Source organism: Stappia sp. TSB10GB4, assembly GCF_900185745.1.
Lineage (GTDB): Bacteria > Pseudomonadota > Alphaproteobacteria > Rhizobiales > Stappiaceae > Stappia.
In genome coordinates, this window is record NZ_FYAV01000047.1 from 18,802 (window position 1) to 38,753 (window position 19,952).

Consider the following 19,952-nt stretch of genomic DNA (forward strand, 5'->3'; position numbering starts at 1 on the left):
CTGTCCCCTGTTTCAGCCCCGCCGGACGTTTGCCGGCTGTCAATATGGCAGGCGGCGGATGGGGCTGCCCCGTCCCGCGCCCGCTGTTCAGCGCATCACCGGTCCGGCACGAACGGCCTGCCGAGGCAGGCCGGCGTGTTGATACGGGTCAGGATACGGTTTCGCGAGATGATCACAAGCACGGCAATCGTCGCAGCATAGGGCAGAGCCGAGAGGAACTGCGAGGGAATGCCGAACCCGTGCGCCTGCGCATGAAACTGCATGATTCCGACCGCGCCGAACAGATAGGCGCCGGCCAGCAGCCGCAACGGCCGCCAGGTGGCGAAAACGACGAGCGCCAGCGCGATCCAGCCGCGCCCGGCTGTCATGCCCTCGATCCATTGCGGCGTGTAGGCCAGCGACAGATAGCCGCCGGCAAGCCCGGCACAGGCGCCGCCAAACAGCACCGCGAGGTAGCGCACCTTGCGCACCGAGACCCCGAGCGCATGGGCCGAGCCGTGGTTGTCGCCGACCGCGCGGATGACCAACCCCACCCGGGTGTGAAACAGCACATAGGTGACGGCGGCGACCAGCGCCAAGGATATGTAGACCAAGAGGTCCTGACCGAACAGGATCCGCCCGACCACCGGCAGATCGCTCAGCACCGGTATGTTGATCGCCTGCAGCCGGACGCCCGGCCGGCCGACAAAGGCCTCGCCGATCATTCCGGCAAGACCGAGGCCGAGCAGCGTCAGCGCCAGACCCGTCGCCACCTGATTGGCAACGAGGTGGATCGTCAGGAAGCCGAACAGGAGGGCCAGCGTCATGCCGGCAAGCATCGCGCACAGGGCACCGGCATAGGGAGAGCCGGTCGCCTGGGCGGCGGCAAAGCCCATCACCGCGCCGAGGATCATCATGCCCTCGACGCCGAGGTTGAGGACACCCGAGCGCTCCACCACCAGCTCGCCGATGGCGGCCAGCAGCAGCGGCGTCGCGGCGGTGATGACGGTCAGGAGGATGGCTTCGAACATGCCCATGTCAGGCCCCCTTCCCCGTCGCCGCCGGCCCGCCGAGCCGGATGCGGTAGAGTATCAGCGTGTCGCAGGCCAGCACGTAGAACAGCAGCATCCCCTGGAACACGCGGGTGGTCTTGTCGGAGATGCCGAGCGCCACCTGGGCCGCCTCGCCGCCGAGATAGGACAGCGCCAGCAGCAGCCCCGAGAACAGGATGCCGATCGGGTTCAGCCGTCCGAGAAAGGCCACGATGATCGCCGTGAAGCCGTAACCGGGGGAAATCACCGGTGTGAGCTGGTTGATCGAGCCCGACACTTCGCTGATGCCGGCAAGACCGGCAAGGCCGCCCGCCAGCAGGAAGGCGAACCATACCATCCGGTTCTGCGAGAACCCGGCGAAGCGCCCTGCCCTCGGCGCCTGACCGAGGACGCGGATCTCGAAGCCCTTTCGCGTCTTCATCAGCACCACGGCAAGGGCCGCCACCGCGATCAGCGCGAAGATGGCGCCGACATGCATGCGCCCGTCGGCCAGCGCCGGCAGGGTCGCCGCAGCGGTGAACATACGGCTTTCGGGAAAGTTGAAACCGGCCGGATCGCGCCAAGGGCCGCGCACCAGCCAGTCGAGCAGAAGCTGCGCGATATAGACCAGCATCAGGCTGGTCAAGATCTCGTTGGTGCCGAAGCGCACCTTGAGAAAGGCCGGGATCGCGGCCCAGGCCATGCCGCCGGCGACGCCCATCAGCAGCATCAGGGGCAGGGTCAGCGGGCTTTCGAAGCCTGCGAACAGGATCGGCAGGATCGAACCGGCGAGAGCTCCCGCCGTGAACTGCCCCTCGCCGCCGATGTTCCAGGTGTTGGAGAGGTAGCAGACGGCAAGGCCGACACCGATGAGGATCAGCGGCGTCGCCTTGACCACCAGTTCCTGCAGCGACCAGGACGCGGTCAGCGGATCGATGAAGAAGACATAGAGGGCGCGCGCCGGATTCTGCCCCAGCGCTGCGAACAATATCGCGCCGCTGACCAGCGTCAGGGCGAGTGCGATCACCGGCGACAGCAGCGCCATCGCTGCCGAATGCTCGGCGCGCTTTTCCAGCTCAAGCCGCATGGGTCGCGCCTCCCTGCCGGTCTTCCATCCCGCCCATCAGCAGGCCGATGCGCTCGCGCGTCATGGTCTCCGCCGGCTCCGCCTCCGACAGGTGGCCGCGCGAAATGACGGCGATCCGGTCGGCGATCTCGAAGATCTCGTCGAGATCCTGGCTGATCACCAGCACCGCCGAGCCCTGCCGGCTGAGATCGATCAGTTCCTGGCGGATCAGTGCCGCCGCGCCGGCATCAACCCCCCAGGTCGGCTGGTTCACCACCAGCACGCCGGGTTGCCGGTCGAGCTCGCGGCCGATGACGAATTTCTGCAAGTTGCCGCCGGAGAGTGCCCGCGCCTCGGCATCGTCATGCGACATGCGCACGTCGAAATTGTTCTTGATGCGCTTTTCAAGCTCCCCGGCCCTGTCCGTATCGACGAAGCCGCCGCGCACGAGGCCGTCGCCGGTGGAATGGCGCGTCAGGACGATGTTTTCCGACAGCCGCAAACCCGGCACGGCGCCGTGCCCGAGCCGCTCTTCCGGCACGAAGGCGGCTCCCGCCCGCCGACGCGCGGTGATGCCGCTGCGGCCGGCCGCCTGGCCGTCGATCTGGACGCTGTGGGAGGACGACAGCCGCTCCCCGGAGACGAGATCGAAGAGTTCGCCCTGCCCATTGCCGGCGATTCCGGCAATCGCCACCACCTCGCCGCCGCGGACCTGCAGGTCGACAGTGTCGATGGCAACGGAGAACGGCCCATCCGCCGGCGCGGAAAGCCCCCGCAGCTCCAGCCGCACGGCACCTGCATCCGGGCGGGGGCCGCGCTTCAGGTCATGCACCGCGCTACCCACCATCATCCGGGCCAGGGAGGCGGCGGTCTCCCGTGCCGGGTCGCATTCGGAGATGACCTTGCCGTGCCGCATCACGGTGGCGTGGTGGCAGATCCGCTTCACCTCTTCCAGGCGGTGCGAGATGTAGAGGATCGCGCAGCCTTCAAGGGTCAGGCGCTCCAGCGTCAGGAACAACTGGTCGGCCTCCTGCGGCGTCAGCACCGAGGTCGGCTCGTCCATGATGATCAGTTGCGGTTCCTGCAGCAGGCAGCGGACGATCTCGATGCGCTGACGGATGCCGACGGGCAGGTCGGCGACGATCGCCTGCGGGTCGAGCGTCAACCCGTAGTCGTGCGAGACCTCGCGGATGCGCGCCGACAAGTCGCGCATCGCCGTGCCTCGCGGCAGCGCCAGCGCGATGTTCTCCGCCACCGTCAGCGCCTCGAACAGGGAGAAGTGCTGAAACACCATGCCGATGCCCAGCTTGCGGGCCTCGGCCGGAGAGGCGATGGTCACCTCCCGTCCCTGCCAGTGCAGCGTGCCGCCATTGGGCTCCAACGCGCCATAGAGGATCTTGACCAGCGTCGACTTGCCGGCGCCGTTCTCGCCGAGCAGGGCGTGGATCTCGCCGGCACGCAGGGCGATCGAGACGTCGTCATTGGCAAGGATGTCGCCGAAGCGCTTGGTGATGCCGCGCGCCTCGAGCAGGATGTCGCCCTGCCGGTCACGGCCGATCGCCGGCGGGTCTGTCGGTGTCGTGGCTGTCATCGCTCCCCCCGGCGCCTTATCATACGAGCCTCATTCCCCCTGCAAGCCTGCCGCCGTGTTTGTTGTGGAAAGCTCCCGCCTGCTCCCGGCGCAGCATCAGTTCGGCCGCGACAGAGACGGCGATGGCGGCCGGCTCCTTCGAGACGATCCCCGGAATGCCGATGGGGCAGCGGAAGCGACCGAGCGCCTCCGCGCCGTGGCCGGCCGCCCGCAGCCGCGAGACCATGCGCGCCGCCTTGGTGGCGCTGCCGATCATGCCGACGCCGCCGATGCCGGGCGCCCGCAGCGCCGCGTCGGCGATCGCAAGATCAAGCGCGTGGTCATGGGTCATGATCAGGACTTCGGCCGGCACCGCGCCCGCTTGCGCGACCTCGCGAAAGATCGATGGCGGATCGGCGACATGGCGCGCCTCGACGCTGCGCGGTGCGTGCGCGGGGAAGGCGTTGGCGCGGCTGTCGACCCAGGTGATGCGGAACGGCAGGCTGGCCAGCGCCAGCACGATCGCCCGCCCGACATGGCCGGCACCGAACAGCATCAGCCGGGTCTCTCCCGCGGTGAACCGCTCCTCCAGCAGCCCTGCCGACAGCGCCAGCGGCGCGTCGACCGTGTCTTCGCCGGCGACGATCTCGCGCGGGGCTACCTCCCCTTGCGCGCCGATGGCAGCCCGTGTCGCGAAGCCGCCGCGTTCGGCGAGTTCGGCAAGGCATCGGGCCTCGTCGAGCCGGGCGAGCGAAAAGCTCTCCACCGCCAGCGTCACCCGGCCGCCGCAGCACTGGCCGAGATCGGGCCCCAGCGTGAAGGTGCGCAGCTTCAACAGGTCGGTCGAGCTCTCGTCGCCGGCCTGCGCGGCTGCGATGGCGATGGCCTCGTATTCCAGCGTGCCGCCGCCGATGGTGCCATGGAAGGACCCGTCCGGCGCCACCACCATGCGCGCGCCGATCTCGCGCGGGGCCGAGCCCTGCAGCGCCAGCACGCTGACCATGGCGCAGCCGCCATGGCGTTGCAGCAGATCGCGAACGGCGCTCCAGGGGTTGCGCATCAGCCGGCCCTGCCCCGCTTCATGGATTGCACCGCCCGCAGGATCGCTTCCGGAGTCGCCGGGGCGTCCAAGTCCGGTATCGCGCCGGGGTTGAGGCTCGCCAGCGCGTCGTGGATGGCGCTGAAGACGGAGATCGCCAGCATCACCGGCGGCTCGCCCACCGCCTTGGAGCGGTAGACCGTCGGCGAGGGATTGCCGGCCGAAGCGTATAGCTCCACCCGGAAGTCCTCCGGCACGTCGGAGGCGGTCGGGATCTTGTAGGTCGAGGGCGCGTGGGTGCGCAGGCGTCCCCGGTCGTCCCAGACCAGTTCCTCGGTGGTCAGCCAGCCCATGCCTTGCACGAAGCCGCCCTCGATCTGGCCGATGTCGATGGCCGGATTGAGCGAGTGGCCGACGTCGTGGAGGATGTCGACCCGGTCGACCCGCATCTCACCGGTCATCGTGTCGACGGTGACTTCCGAACAGGCCGCGCCATAGGCGAAATAGAAGAACGGCCGACCGGAGGCGCTCGGCCGGTCCCAGGTGATATTGGGCGTGGCGTAGAAGCCGGCGGCGGACAGTTGGATCCGCGCCAGATGCGCCTCGCGCGCCAGTTCGCCGAGCGTCATGCTCCGCTCGCCGAGCTGCACGCGGTTGTCTGCGAAGACGATCTCCGCCGGCTCGATCTGGTAGCGCTCGGTAGCGAAGGCGACGAGGCGGCCGCGGATGGTCTCGGCGGCGATCTTGGCGGCCATGCCGTTGAGATCGGTGCCGGAGGAGGCCGCCGTCGGCCCGGTATTGGGCACCTTGCCCGTATGGGTCGCGGTGATCTTCACCGTGTCGAGCGAGACGCCGAACTCCTCGGCGACGATCTGCGCCACCTTCTGGAACAGGCCCTGCCCCATTTCGGTGCCGCCGTGGTTCAGGTGGATCGAACCGTCGGTGTAGAGATGCACCAGGGCGCCGGCCTGGTTCAGATGCTTGAGCGTGAAGGAGATGCCGAACTTCACCGGCGTCAGCGCCAGGCCCTTCTTGAGGATCGGGCTGGTCGCGTTGAAGGCGGCGATCTCCTCCCGCCGCCGGCGATAGTCGGAACTCTGCTCCAGCTCATCGACGATGGCATGCAGCGTCGCGTGCTCTTCCACCTTCATGCCGTAAGGCGTGACGTCGCGCCCTTCGCGGTAGAAGTTGCGCTTGCGCAGATCCAGCGGATCGACGCCGAGCCGGATCGCCAGCGCATCCATCATCCGCTCGGCCGCCAGCATGCCCTGCGGGCCGCCAAAGCCGCGAAACGCGGTGTTGGAACAGGTATGGGTCTTCAGCCGGCGCGAATGGATCATCGCGTCGGGATAGTAGTAGCTGGAATCGGCGTGGAACATGGAGCGATCAACGACGCCGAGCGACAGGTCCGCCGAATAGCCGCAGCGGGCGAAGAGCCGCATGTCGACCACCCGCAACAGCCCTCGCGCATCGTGGCCGAGCTTCCAGTCGACGCGGAAGTCGTGCCGCTTGCCGGTCATGATCATGTCGTCGTCGCGGTCGAGCCGCAGCTTGCAGGGCCGGCCGGTCGCACGCGCGGCAATCGCCGCGATCGCCGCCCAGTGGTTTGCCTGGGACTCCTTGCCCCCGAAGCCGCCGCCCATGCGGCGCACTTCCACCGTCACCGCCGCGTCCGGCACGCCGAGCACCCGGGCGATGATGTGCTGCGTCTCGCTCGGATGCTGCGAGGAGGTGTGGACGAACATGTCGCCGTCCTCGCCGGGCACGGCCAGCGAGACCTGGCCCTCGAGATAGAAATGCTCCTGTCCGCCGATGCGCAGCGAGCCTTCCAACAGATCGCTGGCGGTGGCGAGCCCCGTTTCCGGCGAGCCCTTGCGGAACTGGTAGTCGGGCAGCACCGTCTCGCCCGCCGCCAGCGCGTCCTCGACGGTCAGCAGCGGCGGCAGCTCCTCCACCTCGATTCGCGCCTTGCGGGCGGCATGGCGTGCCGCCTCGCGGGTGGTTGCCACCACGGCAAAGAGCGGCTGGCCCCAGAACAGGATCTCCTCGTCCGCGAACATCGGTTCGTCGCCGAGGGCGGGAGAGACGTCGTTCTTGCCGGGAATCTCCGCCGGGCCGATCACCGCCACGACGCCGGGATGGGCGCGCACCGGATCGAGATCCAGCGAGACGATCCTGCCTCTTGTGGCGTCACGTGCCCAACCGGGCACCACATGCAGCGTGCCGGCCGGCTCGCGGATGTCGTCCACATAGACCGCGCTGCCGCTGACATGGCGGATGGCGCTGTCATGCGGCAGCGGCCGGCCGACGCTGGCGAGCGCCGCGCCGACCTGTGTTCCGCTGTCCTCGTCATGCCGCATGGATGATCTCCCCGGCTCGCAATCCGCTGACCCGCGTGCGCTCGTCCGGCGTTCCGCCGATTTCCACCAAAGCCTTGGCGAGCAAGGCGCGTGCCACCTCCTTGCGATAGGCCTCGCTGGCGCGCATGTCGGAAATCGGAGCGAAATCGTCGGCCAGCGCCTTCAGCGCCGCCGCCCAGCTCGCCGGCCTGTCGGGCCGGGCGCCGAGCAGGGCGAGTTCGGCATTTTCCGCCCGTTTCGGGGTTGCGGCCATGCCGCCATAGGCGAGCCGCGCCTCGGTGACCGTGCCGTCGGCGAGCGTGACCCGCAGGGCGCAGAGCACCGATGTGATATCCTGGTCGAAGCGCTTGGAGATCTTGAAGCAGCGGAAGGCGTGGTTCGGGTCGAGACGCGGCACATAGAGCCCCGTGACGATCTCGCCCGGGGCGCGGTCCTGCTTGCCGTAGCCGATGAAGAAGGCTTCCAGCGGCAACGTGCGGGAGGCCTCGCCGCGGCGCAGCTCGATGGTCGCGCCGAGCGCGATGAGCGCCGGCGGACTGTCGCCGATCGGTGAACCGTTGGCGATGTTGCCGCAGACCGTGCCGGAGGCGCGCACCTGCCGCGAGCCGATCCGCCGCCACAACTCGCCAAGGTCGGGGTCGATCCGTGCCATGTAGGGATGAGCGGCGGCGAAGGTCGTGCCCGCCCCCATCAGCACGCCGCCCGGCGTCTCCTCGATACGGTCGAGGTCGCGCACCCGGCCGAGCCAGATGACCTGCGGCAGCTCACGGAGCTGCTTGGTGACCCATAGGCCGACATCGGTCGCCCCGGCCACCAGAGTGGCGTCCGGATGGCGTTCCGTCAGTTCGGCAAGCGCATCCAGCGTTGCGGGCGCGGCGAAGAAGCCGCCCCTCTCCTGCGCGATGACCACATCGCGGGTGTCCCGCTCCATGGCCTCGAGCGCCGCGACGGTTTCGGCCGCGCGCCGCGAGAAGGCATCGTCGATCTCGGTGAAACAGGCGGCCATCGCCGCGTCGACGATCGGCCGGTAACCGGTGCAGCGGCACAGGTTGCCGGCGAGCCAATCGGTGACGGTCTTGCGCGTCGCGGGTGTTTCCGGCGCGTGGTAGAGCGTGAAGAGGCTCATCACGAAGCCCGGCGTGCAGAAACCGCATTGCGAACCGTGATGGTCGACCAGCGCCTGCTGCACCGGATGCAGCCGCCCGTCCGCGGCGAGATCCTCCACCGTCACCAGTTCGGCGCCGTCCAGCATGCCGAGAAACTGGATGCAGGAATTGACCGGCTGGTAGACGAGGCGCCCCTCGACGAGCCGTCCGACCGCAACCGTGCAGGCTCCGCAGTCGCCCTCACCGCAGCCTTCCTTGGTGCCGACAAGACCGCGGCGCAGGCGCAGATAGTCGAGCACCGTCTCGGTCGGGCGGACATCCGCCAGTTCGACGACACGGCCTCCTTGCAGGAAACGGACGACTTCGCGCATCGCTCAACTCCCGCGATAGGTGGAATAGCCGAAGGGCGAGAGCAGCAGCGGCACATGATAGTGGCCGGCCTCGTCGGCGATCCCGAAACGCAGCGGGATGATATCAAGAAACGGCGGATCGGGCAGGTTCGCGCCCGAGGCCGCGAGATAGGCGCCCGCCTCGAACCGCAACTCGTAGACACCGGCGCGGAAGGTATCGCCCTCCAGCAGCGGTGCATCGACCCGTCCGTCGGAGTTGGTCACGGCGGTGCGGATGCACTCGAAGGTGCCGTTCCGCTCACGCCACAGCGACAGCGACAGGCCCGCCGCCGGCTTGCCGAGCGCCGTGTCCAGCACATGTGTCGTCAGTCGTCCCATGCTCCCCCTTCCATGCGTGCGATCGCCCCCCTGCCGGATATGGTCACGCATTGTGCATGCCCTCAAAGAGTGCAGCAGCCAGGCGGGCGCGACCAGAAGATATTTTCGACCCCTATGATGCCGAATTGGCATCGATCATCGCAAGACGAGCGCGCAATGCGTCCACCGAATGATCGAAAAACGCCCGTGCCGCATGGCCGAGGCTGCGATGCGCCGAGGTCAGGATGGTGAAGCGGTCCCGCTTCAGGGGCTGTTCGGCCAGCGGCAGGAACACCAGCGAGCCCTCGACCAGATCCCGTTCCAGGCCGAGCGTGGTCAGGAAGGCGACGGTGTCGTCGCTGCGGGTCAGTTCCTTCATCAGCTTCAGCGAATTCGCCTCGACAAAGGCGCCGGGCGGAAAGCCTCCGTCGGCGAGCGCCATATCGAGCCGCTTGCGCAACGACAGGTCGGACGAGGGAAAGCAGAAGGAATGGACCAAGCAGTCGGCCAGCGACACGCGCTCGCGCCGCGTCAACGGATGGCCGGGCCGCACCAGCGCGCCGATTTCGAGATCCCGGTGGAAGGCGACCGCAAGACGCGGATCGTCCGGCGGCTCGAAGGCGAAGCCGACATCCGCTTCTCCGGCGATGATCGCCTCCACCACCTGTTCCGAACCGGTCAGCACCAGGTGAAGGTGAATGCCGGGATAGCTGCGGCGAAAGGCGGCGACCACGTCGGGCAACAGGCTTTCGGTGACGCTCTCGACGCTGGCGATGCGCACGGTGCCGCGCTGCATGCCGGTCAGCGCGTCGAGATCGCCCAGCGTCGCCTCCAGATCGGCGAAGGTTCGCAGGACATGCGCCCGCAGGATCTCTCCCGCGGGCGTCAGTTGCACCCCGCGCGCCAACCGGTCGAACAGCGTGTGGCCGAGCGACTGCTCCAGCCACAGGATCTGCCGGTTGACGGCGCTCGAGGCGACGTTCAGTTCGCGTGCCGCAGAGCGGATCGATCCCGACCGGGCGACGGCCGCGAAGTAGCGGAGCGCCGGGCCGTAGAGGGTGCGGGACCGGTCCACAGGCGTTGTCAGGGCACGAGGACGGTGGTGCCGGTGGTCTTGCGCCCCTGCAGGTCCTCATGCGCCTTGGCGGCGTCGGCAAGCCGGTACTCCTGGTTCACCTGGATCTTGACGTCGCCCGAGCGCACCACGTCGAAGAGATCGTTGGCAGTCTCCTCCAGGTCGGCGCGCGAGGCGATGTAGGTGAAGAGCGTCGGCCGTGTGGCATAGAGCGAGCCCTTCGGCCCGAGCAGGCCCAGGTTGAAATCGGTGATCGGTCCGGACGCCTGACCGAACGACACCCACAGGCCAAGCGGGCGCAGGCAGTCGAGCGAGCCGGGATAGGTGTCCCTGCCGACCGAGTCGTACACCACGTCGCACAGCTTGCCGCCGGTGATCTCGCGCACCCGCTCGACGAAATTCTCGCTCCGGTAGTTGATGACGTGGGTGTAGCCGTTGGCCTTTGCAAGCTCGGCCTTCTCGTCGGAGCCGACCGTGCCGATCACCGTTGCGCCGAGCTTTGCCGCCCACTGGCCGGCGATCAGGCCGACGCCGCCCGCCGCCGCGTGGAACAGCAGCGTGGTGTCGGAGGTCACGTTGTAGGTCTTGCGCAGCAGATAGCGGGCGGTCATGCCCTTGAGCATCATGCCGGCTGCGGTCTTGTCGTCGACCCCGTCCGGGATCTTGACCAGACGGTCGGCCGGGATCAGGCGCTCCTCGGCATAGGAGCCGAGCGGACCGACATAGGCGACCCGGTCGCCCGGCGCCACATGGGTCACGCCCTCGCCGACCGCGACGACGGTGCCCGCGCCCTCGTTGCCCGGGGTAAAGGGCAGACCGGCCGGCGCCGGATAAAGGCCGGAGCGGAAATAGATGTCGATGAAGTTGAGGCCAATGGCCGTGTGCCGGATCCGCGCTTCGCCCTTGCCCGGGCTGCCCAGTTCGATGTCTTCCCAGCGCATGACGTCCGGTCCGCCGGTCTCATGCACCCTGATTGCTTTCACCATGTCTTGCTCCCGTCGGGATGGGTCTCGATCGTGAGCCGGATGATGGGGGCGCCGGACAGAGCGGGCAACCCCTTTTGCAAGGCGGGTGTTGTACGACCTGGAGAAACGCCGCCAGCGGGTGCGGCGATCGGCTCAGCGCAGGTTGTCTAGCAGTTGCTGAAGGGCCGAGACGGAGAGAAGATAGATGCTGGAGACGGCGAGCAGCCACTTGACCGGCCCGTCGGCCGACATGCCGTCGGCAATGGCAAACCCCGCCGCCACGAACCACAGCAGCGTCACGGCCAGCGTCAGCGGGCGCCAGCGCGTCACCCGCACCGGATGCACGAAGCGGATCGGGGCGAAGGTCAGCGCGCACAGCGCCACCACGAACAGAACGGTGAAGACCTCCGACGAGGACAGCACCATCAGTCCGAACACCACCATGTTCCAGCCGGCCGGGAAGCCTTTGAACGAGCCGTCCGGCTGCTTCATGCCGTTGTCGGCGAAGTAGAGCGCACCGGTGAAGACGACGAGACCGCCGCAGATCCAGTTCCACGGGGTCGACAGCATGCCGCTGGCCGCCAGTGCGAAGGCCGGCAGGAAGACATAGGTGGCATAGTCGATGACGAAGTCGAGCGAGGCGCCGGACCATTGCGGCATGCGCCGGGCGATGTCGAAGCGGCGGGCGAGCGGTCCGTCGATGCCGTCGATGACGAGCGCAATGCCGAGCCAGACGAAGAGCATCGTCCAGTCGCCGTGCGAGCCGGCGAGAAGCGCCAGCAGCGCGATGGGGGCGCCGAGCGCGGTCAGCACATGGATCAGGAACAGCGGATGCGCGCTCTTCAGCCTGTCCGTAACGCCAGCGTCGAGATCCGCCATCTTTCCCTTTGCCACAGGCTCAACCTCGTAACCTGGTCCACCTCCCCGCCGGAAGGGACGAGAGAATGGTTCCCCCTGACCTTCCTATGCCCGCAAGAGGGGCGAACTGCAACAAGACTGACATGTTTTTGTCGCAAAAACCCGGCTCGGGGCAGTTCAACGGGCCAGGGTCGTGTGGCCGAGGGTGGCGAGCATCAGCAGGAAGCCACCCCACAGCAGCAGGAAGACACCGACGAGGCGCGGCAGCCGGTCCGAGAGGAAGGTCTTTTCCAGCCCCATCAGGAGGCCGAGCAGGGCGATCCACAAGACGTTCATGATGCCGACGGCGAACATCACCGTCATCAGGGCCCAACAGCAACCGAGGCAGAACAGGCCCTGCATCACGCCGAGGCGGAAGGTTTCGGCAAGCGACCTCGGCCGGTGGCTGGCAAAGAACAGCCGCGGATTGCGGCAACGCCACAGGCAGGCTGCCTTGGCCGGGGTGAACTGGTAGATCCCGGCGGCAACCAGCGTCGTGCCCGCCAGAACGGTGGTCACCGGCGCCATCATCGGCGTCAGCGCACCGGCCGCGGTCAGGGCCGCCTGGGCGCCCGTCGCCACCACCGTATAGGCCATCCAAACAGAGAGATAACCGAGCGCCAGCAGCAACGTCGCCCACCCGGCCGGGAGGCTGTGAGTTCCCTCGCCCGGTTGCCGCGCTCGCTCGGCGAAAGTCGCGATCACCGGAGCTGCCGTCGGCAGCATCATCGCCAGCGCCATCGCCGCCCACATGACGAAGACCAGCAGCATGTCGTGGGCCGACCACAGTTCCGAGGCCGGCATGCCGAAGGTCGCGGCTCCCTCGGGCAGACAGATCGCCGCCAGCAACACGCGGGCCTCTGTCGGCAGGCCGGCGAAGATATTGAACGTGTTGAACAGCACCATGCCGGGGCCGAGTTCGTCCATATCCATCACCGGCACCATCGCGGCCACCATTGCCGCCAGATAGGCCCAGCCAGCCAGTGCCGCCACGCCGATGCAGGCAAATACCGTGGCGCGCGGATGCCGCGCGGCGAGCCCCCACAGGCCGCCGCCCTTCGGCTCTCCGCCGCCCGTGCCTTTCGCCGAAATCTCCAGTCCTGCCGGCACGTCCTGCTCCTGCCTACCGTTGCGGTCCGTCCCCGGATCTCCGCGCGGCATGATAGTGGTCTTGGGCGCGGAGCGGCATCCGCGCTGCGCCGGATGCGACCAAATGCGTCGCCACCGGGCTTGCATTACGCCGCTGCCGCGTCATCTTCCCCTTGAAGGTTCGAGGAAAGATCGGGTTCCGGCAATGACAAAGCGCAAAACCGCAAGCGGCAACACTCCGCGCCAGGCCGATATCGCCGTCGTCGGCGCCGGCCCCTCGGGGATGGGCATGGCTCTGCTGCTCGCCCGCCATGGCTTCCGCACCGCGCTTGTCGCTCCGGCCGTTGCCGCCGCCGACGATCGTACCACGGCGCTGCTGGAGTCCTCCGTCGAGATGCTGCGCTCGCTGAAGCTGTGGGAGCGGATCGCCCCGCACACCGCACCGCTGGAGCACATGCGCATCATCGACGCGACCGGCCGGCTGATTCGTGCGCCCGAAGTGGTCTTCGACGCCTCGGAACTCGATCTTCCGGCCTTCGGCTACAACATCCGCAACACCGATCTCAACCGCGAACTGGCCGAAGCCTGCGCCACCGAGCCGCTGCTGGAGCGGATCGACGCCCGCCTCGACGCGCTGGAACCGGGCGAAAGCGGCGTCACCCTGTCGCTTTCGGACGGCACCACACTTTGCGCCCGGCTTGCCATCGGCGCGGACGGGCGCCGCTCGGCCGTGCGGGAGGCGGCGGGAATCGCTGTCAGCGAGTGGCGCTATCCGCAATGCGCCCTAGTGCTCAATCTCGAGCATGATGTGCCGCATCACGGCCATTCCAGCGAGTTCCACACGCCGACCGGCCCCTTCACGCTGGTGCCGCTCAAGGGGCGCCAGTCCTCGCTGGTCTGGGTTCAGGAACCGGGCGAGGCCGAGCGCCTGCATGCGCTCGACGACGATACGCTGGCGCTGGAGATCGAGCGGCGCGCCGCCTCGATCCTCGGCCGTATGCGGGTTCTGGGCAAGCGGCAGCTCTATCCGCTCGGCGGGCTCACGGCCAGAACTGTCGCCGCCAACCGCTGTGCGCTGGTCGGCGAGGCCGCCCATGTGTTTCCGCCGATCGGAGCGCAGGGACTCAATCTCGGCCTGCGCGACGTTGCCGCGCTCGGCGAGATCCTGGTCGCTGCCCGCCGCCGCGGCGAGGACATCGGCGCGCCGTCGGTGCTCGCCGTCTATGAGCGCGCGCGCCGGCCCGACATCGTCTCGCGCACCACGGCCGTCGACCTGCTCAACCGCTCGCTGCTGAGCGAGCTTCTGCCCGTGCAACTGCTGCGCGGGATCGGGCTCTACCTCGCCGGCCGGGTGCCGCCGCTGCGCCGGCTCTTGATGCGCGAGGGCATCGCCCCGCTAATGGCCCGCCCGCGCCTGATGCGCGGCCTGCCGCTCGGCTGACGCTGCACGGGGCTATACCGGTGCCCTGGCGCTGCGGGCGCCGCGAAAGACCGGTGCAATCGGCACCACCGTCGCCGGCAGCGTCACGTCGCCCGTCGTCACGTCGAAGTCGAACAGGCCGCGCTCGCGGAAATGTGGATCGGCAAAGGCCTCCGCGAGGGTGGCGAGCGGCGCGGCGCAGCAATCGGCGGCGGCAAGCCGGGGCGCCCAATAGGCGGTGTCCTGCGCGGCGAAGGCTGCGGCAAGCGCCCTGCCCGTCCCGTCCGGATCGCGGCGGTCGTCACGCGCTGCCTCCGGCAGGCCGACCACATCGCACAGCGCGGTCCAGAATTTTTCCTCCAGCGCCCCGACGGCGATCAGCCCGCCGTCGCCGGCCGCATAGATGCGATAGCGCGGCGAGGCGCCGGTGAGGAGATCGGCGGCGTTGTCCGGCCCCCTGCCGGTCGCCGTGAGCTTGGCCTGGGCGAACAGCGCGAAGGTGAACATCGCGTCGCACATGGCAATGTCGAGCACAGCGCCTCTGCCGCTGCGCTCGCGCGCGATCAAGGCCAGCAGAATGTTCATCACCGCCGGAAAGCTGCCGCCCCCAATGTCGGCGATCTGCGCGGGGGGCAGAACAGGCGCCTCTCCGGTGCCACAGGAGAGCGCCAGCAGTCCGGTCAGCGCCATGTAGGTGATGTCGTGCCCGGCGTCCGGCGCGCGCGGGCCACCCTGTCCGAACCCGGTGATCGAACAGTAGATCAGGCGCGGGTTGCGGGCGGCAAGGTCCTGCGGCCCGAGGCCGAGCCGCGCCATCACGCCGGGTCGGAACTGCTCCAGCACCACGTCGGCGCCGTCGACGAGTTCGAGCACGCGCTCGCGCGCGGCCGGGTCCTTCAGGTCGAGTTCGACACAGGTCTTGTCGCGGTTGAGCATGGCGTAGAGCGCGCTTGCCGGTCCTGCCTTTGGCGGAAAGAAGCGCATGTCCTCGCCGCCCGGGCGCTCGATCTTGATCACCGCGGCGCCGGCCTCGGCCAGCATCAAGCTGGCAAGCGGGCCCGGCAGCAGCGTGCTGAAATCGAGCACCGTGATGCCGGCAAGCGGCTGTTGCGTCATGTCCTGTCTCCTCCCGGACGGCTGCTCTTGCGGGGCAGCCTCTACTGAAGCGGCAACAATCCTTCGGTGATCAGATAGATGAAGACCGACACGGTGACCGTCGAGGCGATGGTGCCGATCAGGATCGCACTGGAGGCGCGCTGGACATAGACATGATATTGCTGGGCGATCACGAAGACATTGGCCGCCGGAGGCAGGCAGGCCATCAGCACCGCCGTTGCCACCCAGGCAGGCTCGACGCCGCCCATCCAGTTCAGCAGCACCAGCACGATCAACGGATGCACGATCAGCTTGACGGCGAGGATCACCGGCAGTTCCAGCGGCACCCGCCCCATCGGCTGCTGCGCCACCGTCACGCCCATGGCGAAAAGCGCGCAGGGGGCGGCCGCGTTGCTGAGAAAGGTCAAGAGCGTGTCGATCGCCTGCGGCGGCTGGAACTCGACCGCCGCCGCCATCACGCCGGCAATGGTGGCGAGGATGAAGGGATGAGTGAAAATGCGCTTCAGCACCGTCACCATGGTCTTCAGCGGCGGTTCGTTGTCGGTGCCGCCGAGAGCCATCATCAGCGGTGTCAGCGTGAACAGCAGGATATTGTCGAAGCAGAACACGAGCGCCGTCGGCACGGCCGCCGCCGGTCCGAGCACCGCCAGCGTCAACCCCGGCCCCATGTAGCCGACATTGGAATAGGAGCCGGCGAGCGCCTGGATCGTCGCTTCGGGAATGCTGCCGCGCGAGGCCAGCACGCCGATGCAGAAGGCGATGGCGAAGGCGCTGTAGGTGGCGAAGGTCGTCGCCGCCACATAGCCGACATTCGTCAGTTCCTCGATCGGCGTCTTGGCGAGCAGGCGGAAGAACAGCGCCGGCAGGGCGATGTAGATGATGAATAACTGCATCCACGCCAGCCCCGAGGCGGGAATATCCTTCAGCTTGCCGGCACCGATCCCGAGAAAGATCAGTCCGAAAAACGGAAGGGCCAGCGTGATCACATTTTCCATCAGGGCCTCCGGCGGACGGGAGGGACGCCCGCGCAACAGGGAGCTTCAACAGGGAGCGTGTTGCCAAGCCTCGACCGCTTGGTTAATCACCGCAGGCCTAGCGGGTTCGCCGAGACCGGTCAACGGCAACGACCTCCGCATAAGTGAGTAGAGACGACGACAGGCGATGATGGAGACGGACTCCCCCGGCGAAACCGGCACCCTGCCGGCGACGCGACGCGGTTGGCGCTATCGCCTGGAATGGCGGCTGCTGAGCTTTGCCCTCTGGCTGCTGCGGCTGCTGCCGCCGGATGCGGCGTCTGCCGCCATGGGCAAGGGCTGGCGTCTGTTCGCGCGCTTCAACAGCCGCCACCGCCGCGCGCTCGGCAATCTCGAAAAGGCGATGCCGGACCTTGCGCCGGCCGAGCGCCGTCGCCTCGTGCTCGACATGTGGGAGAATCTCGGCCGCATCGCCGCCGAAACCCTGCAACTCGACCGCATCGTCGCCGAGCCGGATCGCTTCGAATATGACGTGGAGGACGTTCGCAAGGCGGTGGGTGATGGCGGCGCCGTGGTCGTCTCGCTGCATACCGGTAACTGGGAAATGACCGCCATGGGCGGCCTCGCCGCCGGATGGCAGCCGGCCGGGGTCTACCAGTCGATCAAGAATCCCCTCGTCGACCGTCTGGTCTACGACCTGCGCGCCCGCATCTATCCAGGCGGTCTCTATCCCAAGAGCCACGAGACGGCGCGGCGGCTGCTGACCCTTGCCCGCTCGGGCGGCCGCACCGCCATGCTCGCCGACCTGCGCGATCCCCGCGGCGCGGTGATTCCCTTTTTCGGCCGCGATGCCTGGGCCACGGTCTATCCGGCCTCCATCGCCCGCGCGGCCGGGGTGCCCCTCGTCGCCAGCCGAACCGTGCGCCTGCCGGGAAATCGCTTCCGCATCGAGGCCCGCATCGTCGAAATGCCGCAGAGCGGCGACCGCAAGGCCGACGCGCTGGCCGCCACCCGCCGCTATCACGCATTGTTCGAGCAGTGGATCCGCCAATATCCGGCCCAATGGATGTGGATCATCCGCAAGTGGCTGTGAAGCCTTCCGCCTTGCCCGAAGGTCCCGCTTGCATGCCGCAACGCGAAAGCCATTATATGCAATGCAACATGACGGGTAAGGAACCGCGCTGACGCGGGCCGTTCGGGAGGAGACCATCATGAAGACACCGCGTGCCTTCTATCAGCCGCTGGCCATCGGGGCGCCGGCGCCGCTGCGCGAGCAGCCGGTGCGGCTGGAGCGCATGATCCATTTCGTGCCGCCGCATGTCGAAAAGATGCGCGCGAAGGTGCCGGATCTCATTCGGTCGGTCGATGTGGTGCTCGGCAATCTGGAGGACGCGATCCCCGCCGATGCAAAGACCGACGCGCGTCGCGGTTTCATCCGTATGGCGCAGGATAACGATTTCGGCACCACCGGCCTGTGGACCCGCATCAACTGCCTCAACAGCCCCTGGGTGCTGGACGATCTCGTCGAGATCGTCACCGAGGTCGGCGACAAGCTCGACGTCGTCATGCTGCCCAAGGTCGAGGGGCCTTGGGACATCCACTATATCGACCAGCTTCTTGCCCAGCTCGAGGCTCGGGCCGGCGTGTCGAAGCCGATCCTCGTCCATGCTATCCTGGAGACCGCCGAGGGCGTCAAGAATGTCGAGGCGATCGCCACCGCCAGCCCGCGCATGCACGGGATGAGCCTTGGTCCCGCCGATCTTGCCGCCTCGCGCGGCATGAAGACCACCCGCGTCGGCGGCGGCCATCCCGACTACACGGTGCTGGCCGATGCCGGAGGGGATACGGCCCCCCGCGCGGTCTTCCAGCAGGATCTGTGGCACTACACGGTCGCCAAGATGGTCGATGCCTGCATGGCGGCCGGCATCAAGGCGTTCTACGGTCCCTTCGGTGACTTCTCCGATCCCGCCGCCTGCGAGGCGCAGTTCCGCAACGCCTTCCTGATGGGCTGCGTCGGCGCCTGGTCGCTGCATCCGAGCCAGATCGACATCGCCAAGCGGGTGTTCAGCCCGGAGCCGGCCGAGGTCGCCTTCGCGCTGCGCATCCTGGAGGCGATGCCCGACGGCACCGGCGCGGTGATGATCGACGGCAAGATGCAGGACGATGCGACCTGGAAACAGGCGAAGGTTATCGTCGACCTTGCCCGCATCGTCGCGGCCAAGGATCCGGACATGGCGGCCCTCTACGGCCTGTAGATCGGCGGAGCCGGTCGCGACTTGTAAACCGCCTGTTGAGGGCGTATGCGCTAGTGTTGACCAAAGGGAGAAGATCCCGACCTACGTTCAAATTGGCTGAAACCGAACAGATGCGCACTGCGAAATTCATGATCGGTCAGGTCGTCAAGCACCGGGTGTATCCCTTCCGTGGGATCATCTTCGATGTCGACCCGACTTTCTCCAACACCGAGGAGTGGTGGGAAGCGATCCCGGAGGACGTGCGCCCGGAGCGTGACCAGCCCTTCTATCACCTGCTCGCCGAGAACGCGGAGACGGAATACGTCGCCTATGTCTCCGAACAGAACCTGGTGCCGGACGACACGGGCGAGCCCGTTCGCCATCCCCAGGTCGACGAGATCTTCGAGCAGCAGGACGATGGCTCGTACCGGCCGCGCGACGTGGACCTGCACTGACTGCCGGCCTCTCCCGCATCCTTTGCCTGCCCAACGAAAAACGCCGCGGCCCGAAGCCGCGGCGTTTCTTTTGTTCTGCCGGCAGGTGAATGCGGCTCAGTTCGAGCCGGTCACTTCCTTCTGCTTCTCGATCAGCTTCTGACGGGCTTCCTCGGCGCGCTTCTGCAGTTCGGACTGCAACTGCTGCTGCTTCTGCTGCAGTTCCTCCGGATTAATCGCCGCGCCGTCATAAACCTTGGTGAAGCCGGTCAGCGTCAACTGGAACGGAACCTGCTTTGCCTGCTGGTTCAGCGTCGTCAGAATCAGGTTCCCGCCGGCCTTCAGAGAGCTGATAAAGGCATCCTCGATCACCAGTTCCGAGTAACAGGCATTCGGGAAGCAGATGCCGTACTTGGCTTCGGTCTGCTTGCCGTTGTCGACCTGCACGCGCAGGCCCGGCTGGATCAGCATGCCTGGCGGCACGGCCATCAGCAGGGTCTTGCGGGCTTCGCCGGCGATCTCGCGCACCGCCACGGATGCCAGAAACTGACCGGTGTCGGTGCGCAGTTCCTGCGTCACCACGCAGATTTCCTTGTTGGACTGCGGGTCGGTGTTGCAGATCTTCACCCAGGGCGAATCCGCCGAAGGCTCGACAGTCTGCGCAACGGCGCCGCCTGCGAAAGCGATGCTCGCCACAACGCCGACGGCCAGACCCGCCAAGTGGTTCTTCAGTCTCTCAGCCATGCAATGCGTCCCTAAGTCCATTGTTTCGTTGCGGCGGGCACATGGAAACGCGTCGTCGCCACCAACGGGAAAACCTCTGTCCTCGCTTGCCAAACCTGTGCGCAAAGAATGCGGCAAGACATTGGCCCGTGCGATCACGGGCGCAT

18 protein-coding genes are annotated in these 19,952 nt (G+C 67.6%); 4 read left to right on the forward strand and 14 right to left on the reverse strand.

Annotated features, from left to right (window positions below; translation table 11 throughout):
* Positions 1 to 95: 95 nt before the first annotated feature.
* The 11 genes from TSB10GB4_RS10485 to TSB10GB4_RS10535 all read right to left on the reverse strand — a co-directional run bounded on the left by TSB10GB4_RS10485 (position 96) and on the right by TSB10GB4_RS10535 (position 12,905).
* Positions 96 to 1,016: an ABC transporter permease gene (locus tag TSB10GB4_RS10485; RefSeq protein ID WP_186395718.1), complete on the reverse strand. Its 921-nt coding sequence runs from the start codon at positions 1,014 to 1,016 to the stop codon at positions 96 to 98.
* 1 nt (position 1,017) lies between these two features.
* A complete protein-coding gene (locus tag TSB10GB4_RS10490; RefSeq protein ID WP_186389483.1) occupies positions 1,018 to 2,097 on the reverse strand; it encodes an ABC transporter permease in 1,080 nt (359 codons plus the stop codon).
* Positions 2,087 to 3,667, reverse strand: a complete 1,581-nt coding sequence (locus TSB10GB4_RS10495) for an ABC transporter ATP-binding protein (protein WP_186395719.1) — start codon at positions 3,665 to 3,667, stop codon at positions 2,087 to 2,089. The genes TSB10GB4_RS10490 and TSB10GB4_RS10495 overlap by 11 nt, the downstream gene beginning before the upstream one ends.
* Positions 3,668 to 3,686: 19 nt before the next feature.
* Positions 3,687 to 4,706 carry a xanthine dehydrogenase accessory protein XdhC gene (gene xdhC, locus TSB10GB4_RS10500; RefSeq protein ID WP_186395720.1) on the reverse strand — a complete coding sequence of 340 codons (1,020 nt, stop codon included), beginning with the start codon at positions 4,704 to 4,706 and terminating at the stop codon, positions 3,687 to 3,689.
* Positions 4,706 to 7,045 carry a xanthine dehydrogenase molybdopterin binding subunit gene (gene xdhB, locus TSB10GB4_RS10505; protein WP_186395721.1) on the reverse strand — a complete coding sequence of 780 codons (2,340 nt, stop codon included), beginning with the start codon at positions 7,043 to 7,045 and terminating at the stop codon, positions 4,706 to 4,708. Before xdhB ends, xdhC begins: the two co-directional genes overlap by 1 nt.
* Positions 7,035 to 8,522 carry a xanthine dehydrogenase small subunit gene (gene xdhA / locus TSB10GB4_RS10510; protein WP_186395722.1) on the reverse strand — a complete coding sequence of 496 codons (1,488 nt, stop codon included), beginning with the start codon at positions 8,520 to 8,522 and terminating at the stop codon, positions 7,035 to 7,037. Before xdhA ends, xdhB begins: the two co-directional genes overlap by 11 nt.
* 3 nt (positions 8,523 to 8,525) lie before the next feature.
* Entirely contained in the window at positions 8,526 to 8,879 is a 354-nt protein-coding gene (gene uraH / locus TSB10GB4_RS10515) for a hydroxyisourate hydrolase (protein ID WP_186395723.1), read from the reverse strand.
* Positions 8,880 to 8,991: 112 nt separating this feature from the next.
* A complete protein-coding gene (locus TSB10GB4_RS10520) occupies positions 8,992 to 9,933 on the reverse strand; it encodes a LysR family transcriptional regulator (RefSeq protein WP_186395724.1) in 942 nt (313 codons plus the stop codon).
* Positions 9,934 to 9,941: 8 nt separating this feature from the next.
* Positions 9,942 to 10,919, reverse strand: a complete 978-nt coding sequence (locus tag TSB10GB4_RS10525; protein ID WP_186395725.1) for a quinone oxidoreductase — start codon at positions 10,917 to 10,919, stop codon at positions 9,942 to 9,944.
* 132 nt (positions 10,920 to 11,051) lie between these two features.
* Positions 11,052 to 11,792 carry a phosphatidylcholine/phosphatidylserine synthase gene (locus TSB10GB4_RS10530; RefSeq protein WP_208984673.1) on the reverse strand — a complete coding sequence of 247 codons (741 nt, stop codon included), beginning with the start codon at positions 11,790 to 11,792 and terminating at the stop codon, positions 11,052 to 11,054.
* 141 nt (positions 11,793 to 11,933) lie between these two features.
* Complete coding sequence (locus TSB10GB4_RS10535; RefSeq protein WP_208984675.1) at positions 11,934 to 12,905, reverse strand: DUF2182 domain-containing protein; 972 nt, start codon at positions 12,903 to 12,905, stop codon at positions 11,934 to 11,936.
* Positions 12,906 to 13,089: 184 nt separating this feature from the next.
* On the opposite strand from TSB10GB4_RS10535, the gene TSB10GB4_RS10540 reads away from it, so the two are divergent.
* The gene (locus TSB10GB4_RS10540; protein WP_186395728.1) at positions 13,090 to 14,325 is read left to right on the forward strand and encodes a UbiH/UbiF family hydroxylase; all 1,236 of its coding nucleotides are present in this window, start codon (positions 13,090 to 13,092) and stop codon (positions 14,323 to 14,325) included.
* Positions 14,326 to 14,337: 12 nt separating this feature from the next.
* Here the strand turns inward: TSB10GB4_RS10540 and TSB10GB4_RS10545 are convergent, their stop codons facing one another.
* Together TSB10GB4_RS10545 and TSB10GB4_RS10550 are read right to left on the reverse strand one after the other, a co-directional pair.
* Positions 14,338 to 15,420: a CaiB/BaiF CoA-transferase family protein gene (locus TSB10GB4_RS10545; protein WP_186395729.1), complete on the reverse strand. Its 1,083-nt coding sequence runs from the start codon at positions 15,418 to 15,420 to the stop codon at positions 14,338 to 14,340.
* 41 nt (positions 15,421 to 15,461) lie between these two features.
* Positions 15,462 to 16,415, reverse strand: a complete 954-nt coding sequence (locus tag TSB10GB4_RS10550; protein ID WP_186395730.1) for an AEC family transporter — start codon at positions 16,413 to 16,415, stop codon at positions 15,462 to 15,464.
* Between the two features lie 166 nt (positions 16,416 to 16,581).
* Here TSB10GB4_RS10550 and TSB10GB4_RS10555 point away from each other — a divergent pair, with 166 nt between their 5' ends.
* The 3 genes from TSB10GB4_RS10555 to hspQ all read left to right on the forward strand — a co-directional run bounded on the left by TSB10GB4_RS10555 (position 16,582) and on the right by hspQ (position 19,083).
* Complete coding sequence (locus TSB10GB4_RS10555) at positions 16,582 to 17,487, forward strand: lysophospholipid acyltransferase family protein (RefSeq protein ID WP_186395731.1); 906 nt, start codon at positions 16,582 to 16,584, stop codon at positions 17,485 to 17,487.
* Between the two features lie 118 nt (positions 17,488 to 17,605).
* Positions 17,606 to 18,649 (forward strand): CoA ester lyase, encoded by a 1,044-nt coding sequence (locus TSB10GB4_RS10560; protein ID WP_186395732.1) that lies wholly within the window; start codon positions 17,606 to 17,608, stop codon positions 18,647 to 18,649.
* Positions 18,650 to 18,759: 110 nt separating this feature from the next.
* Positions 18,760 to 19,083, forward strand: a complete 324-nt coding sequence (hspQ, locus tag TSB10GB4_RS10565; protein WP_186389498.1) for a heat shock protein HspQ — start codon at positions 18,760 to 18,762, stop codon at positions 19,081 to 19,083.
* Between the two features lie 96 nt (positions 19,084 to 19,179).
* Here the strand turns inward: hspQ and TSB10GB4_RS10570 are convergent, their stop codons facing one another.
* Positions 19,180 to 19,944 carry an invasion associated locus B family protein gene (locus tag TSB10GB4_RS10570; protein WP_244570885.1) on the reverse strand — a complete coding sequence of 255 codons (765 nt, stop codon included), beginning with the start codon at positions 19,942 to 19,944 and terminating at the stop codon, positions 19,180 to 19,182.
* Positions 19,945 to 19,952: the final 8 nt, after the last annotated feature.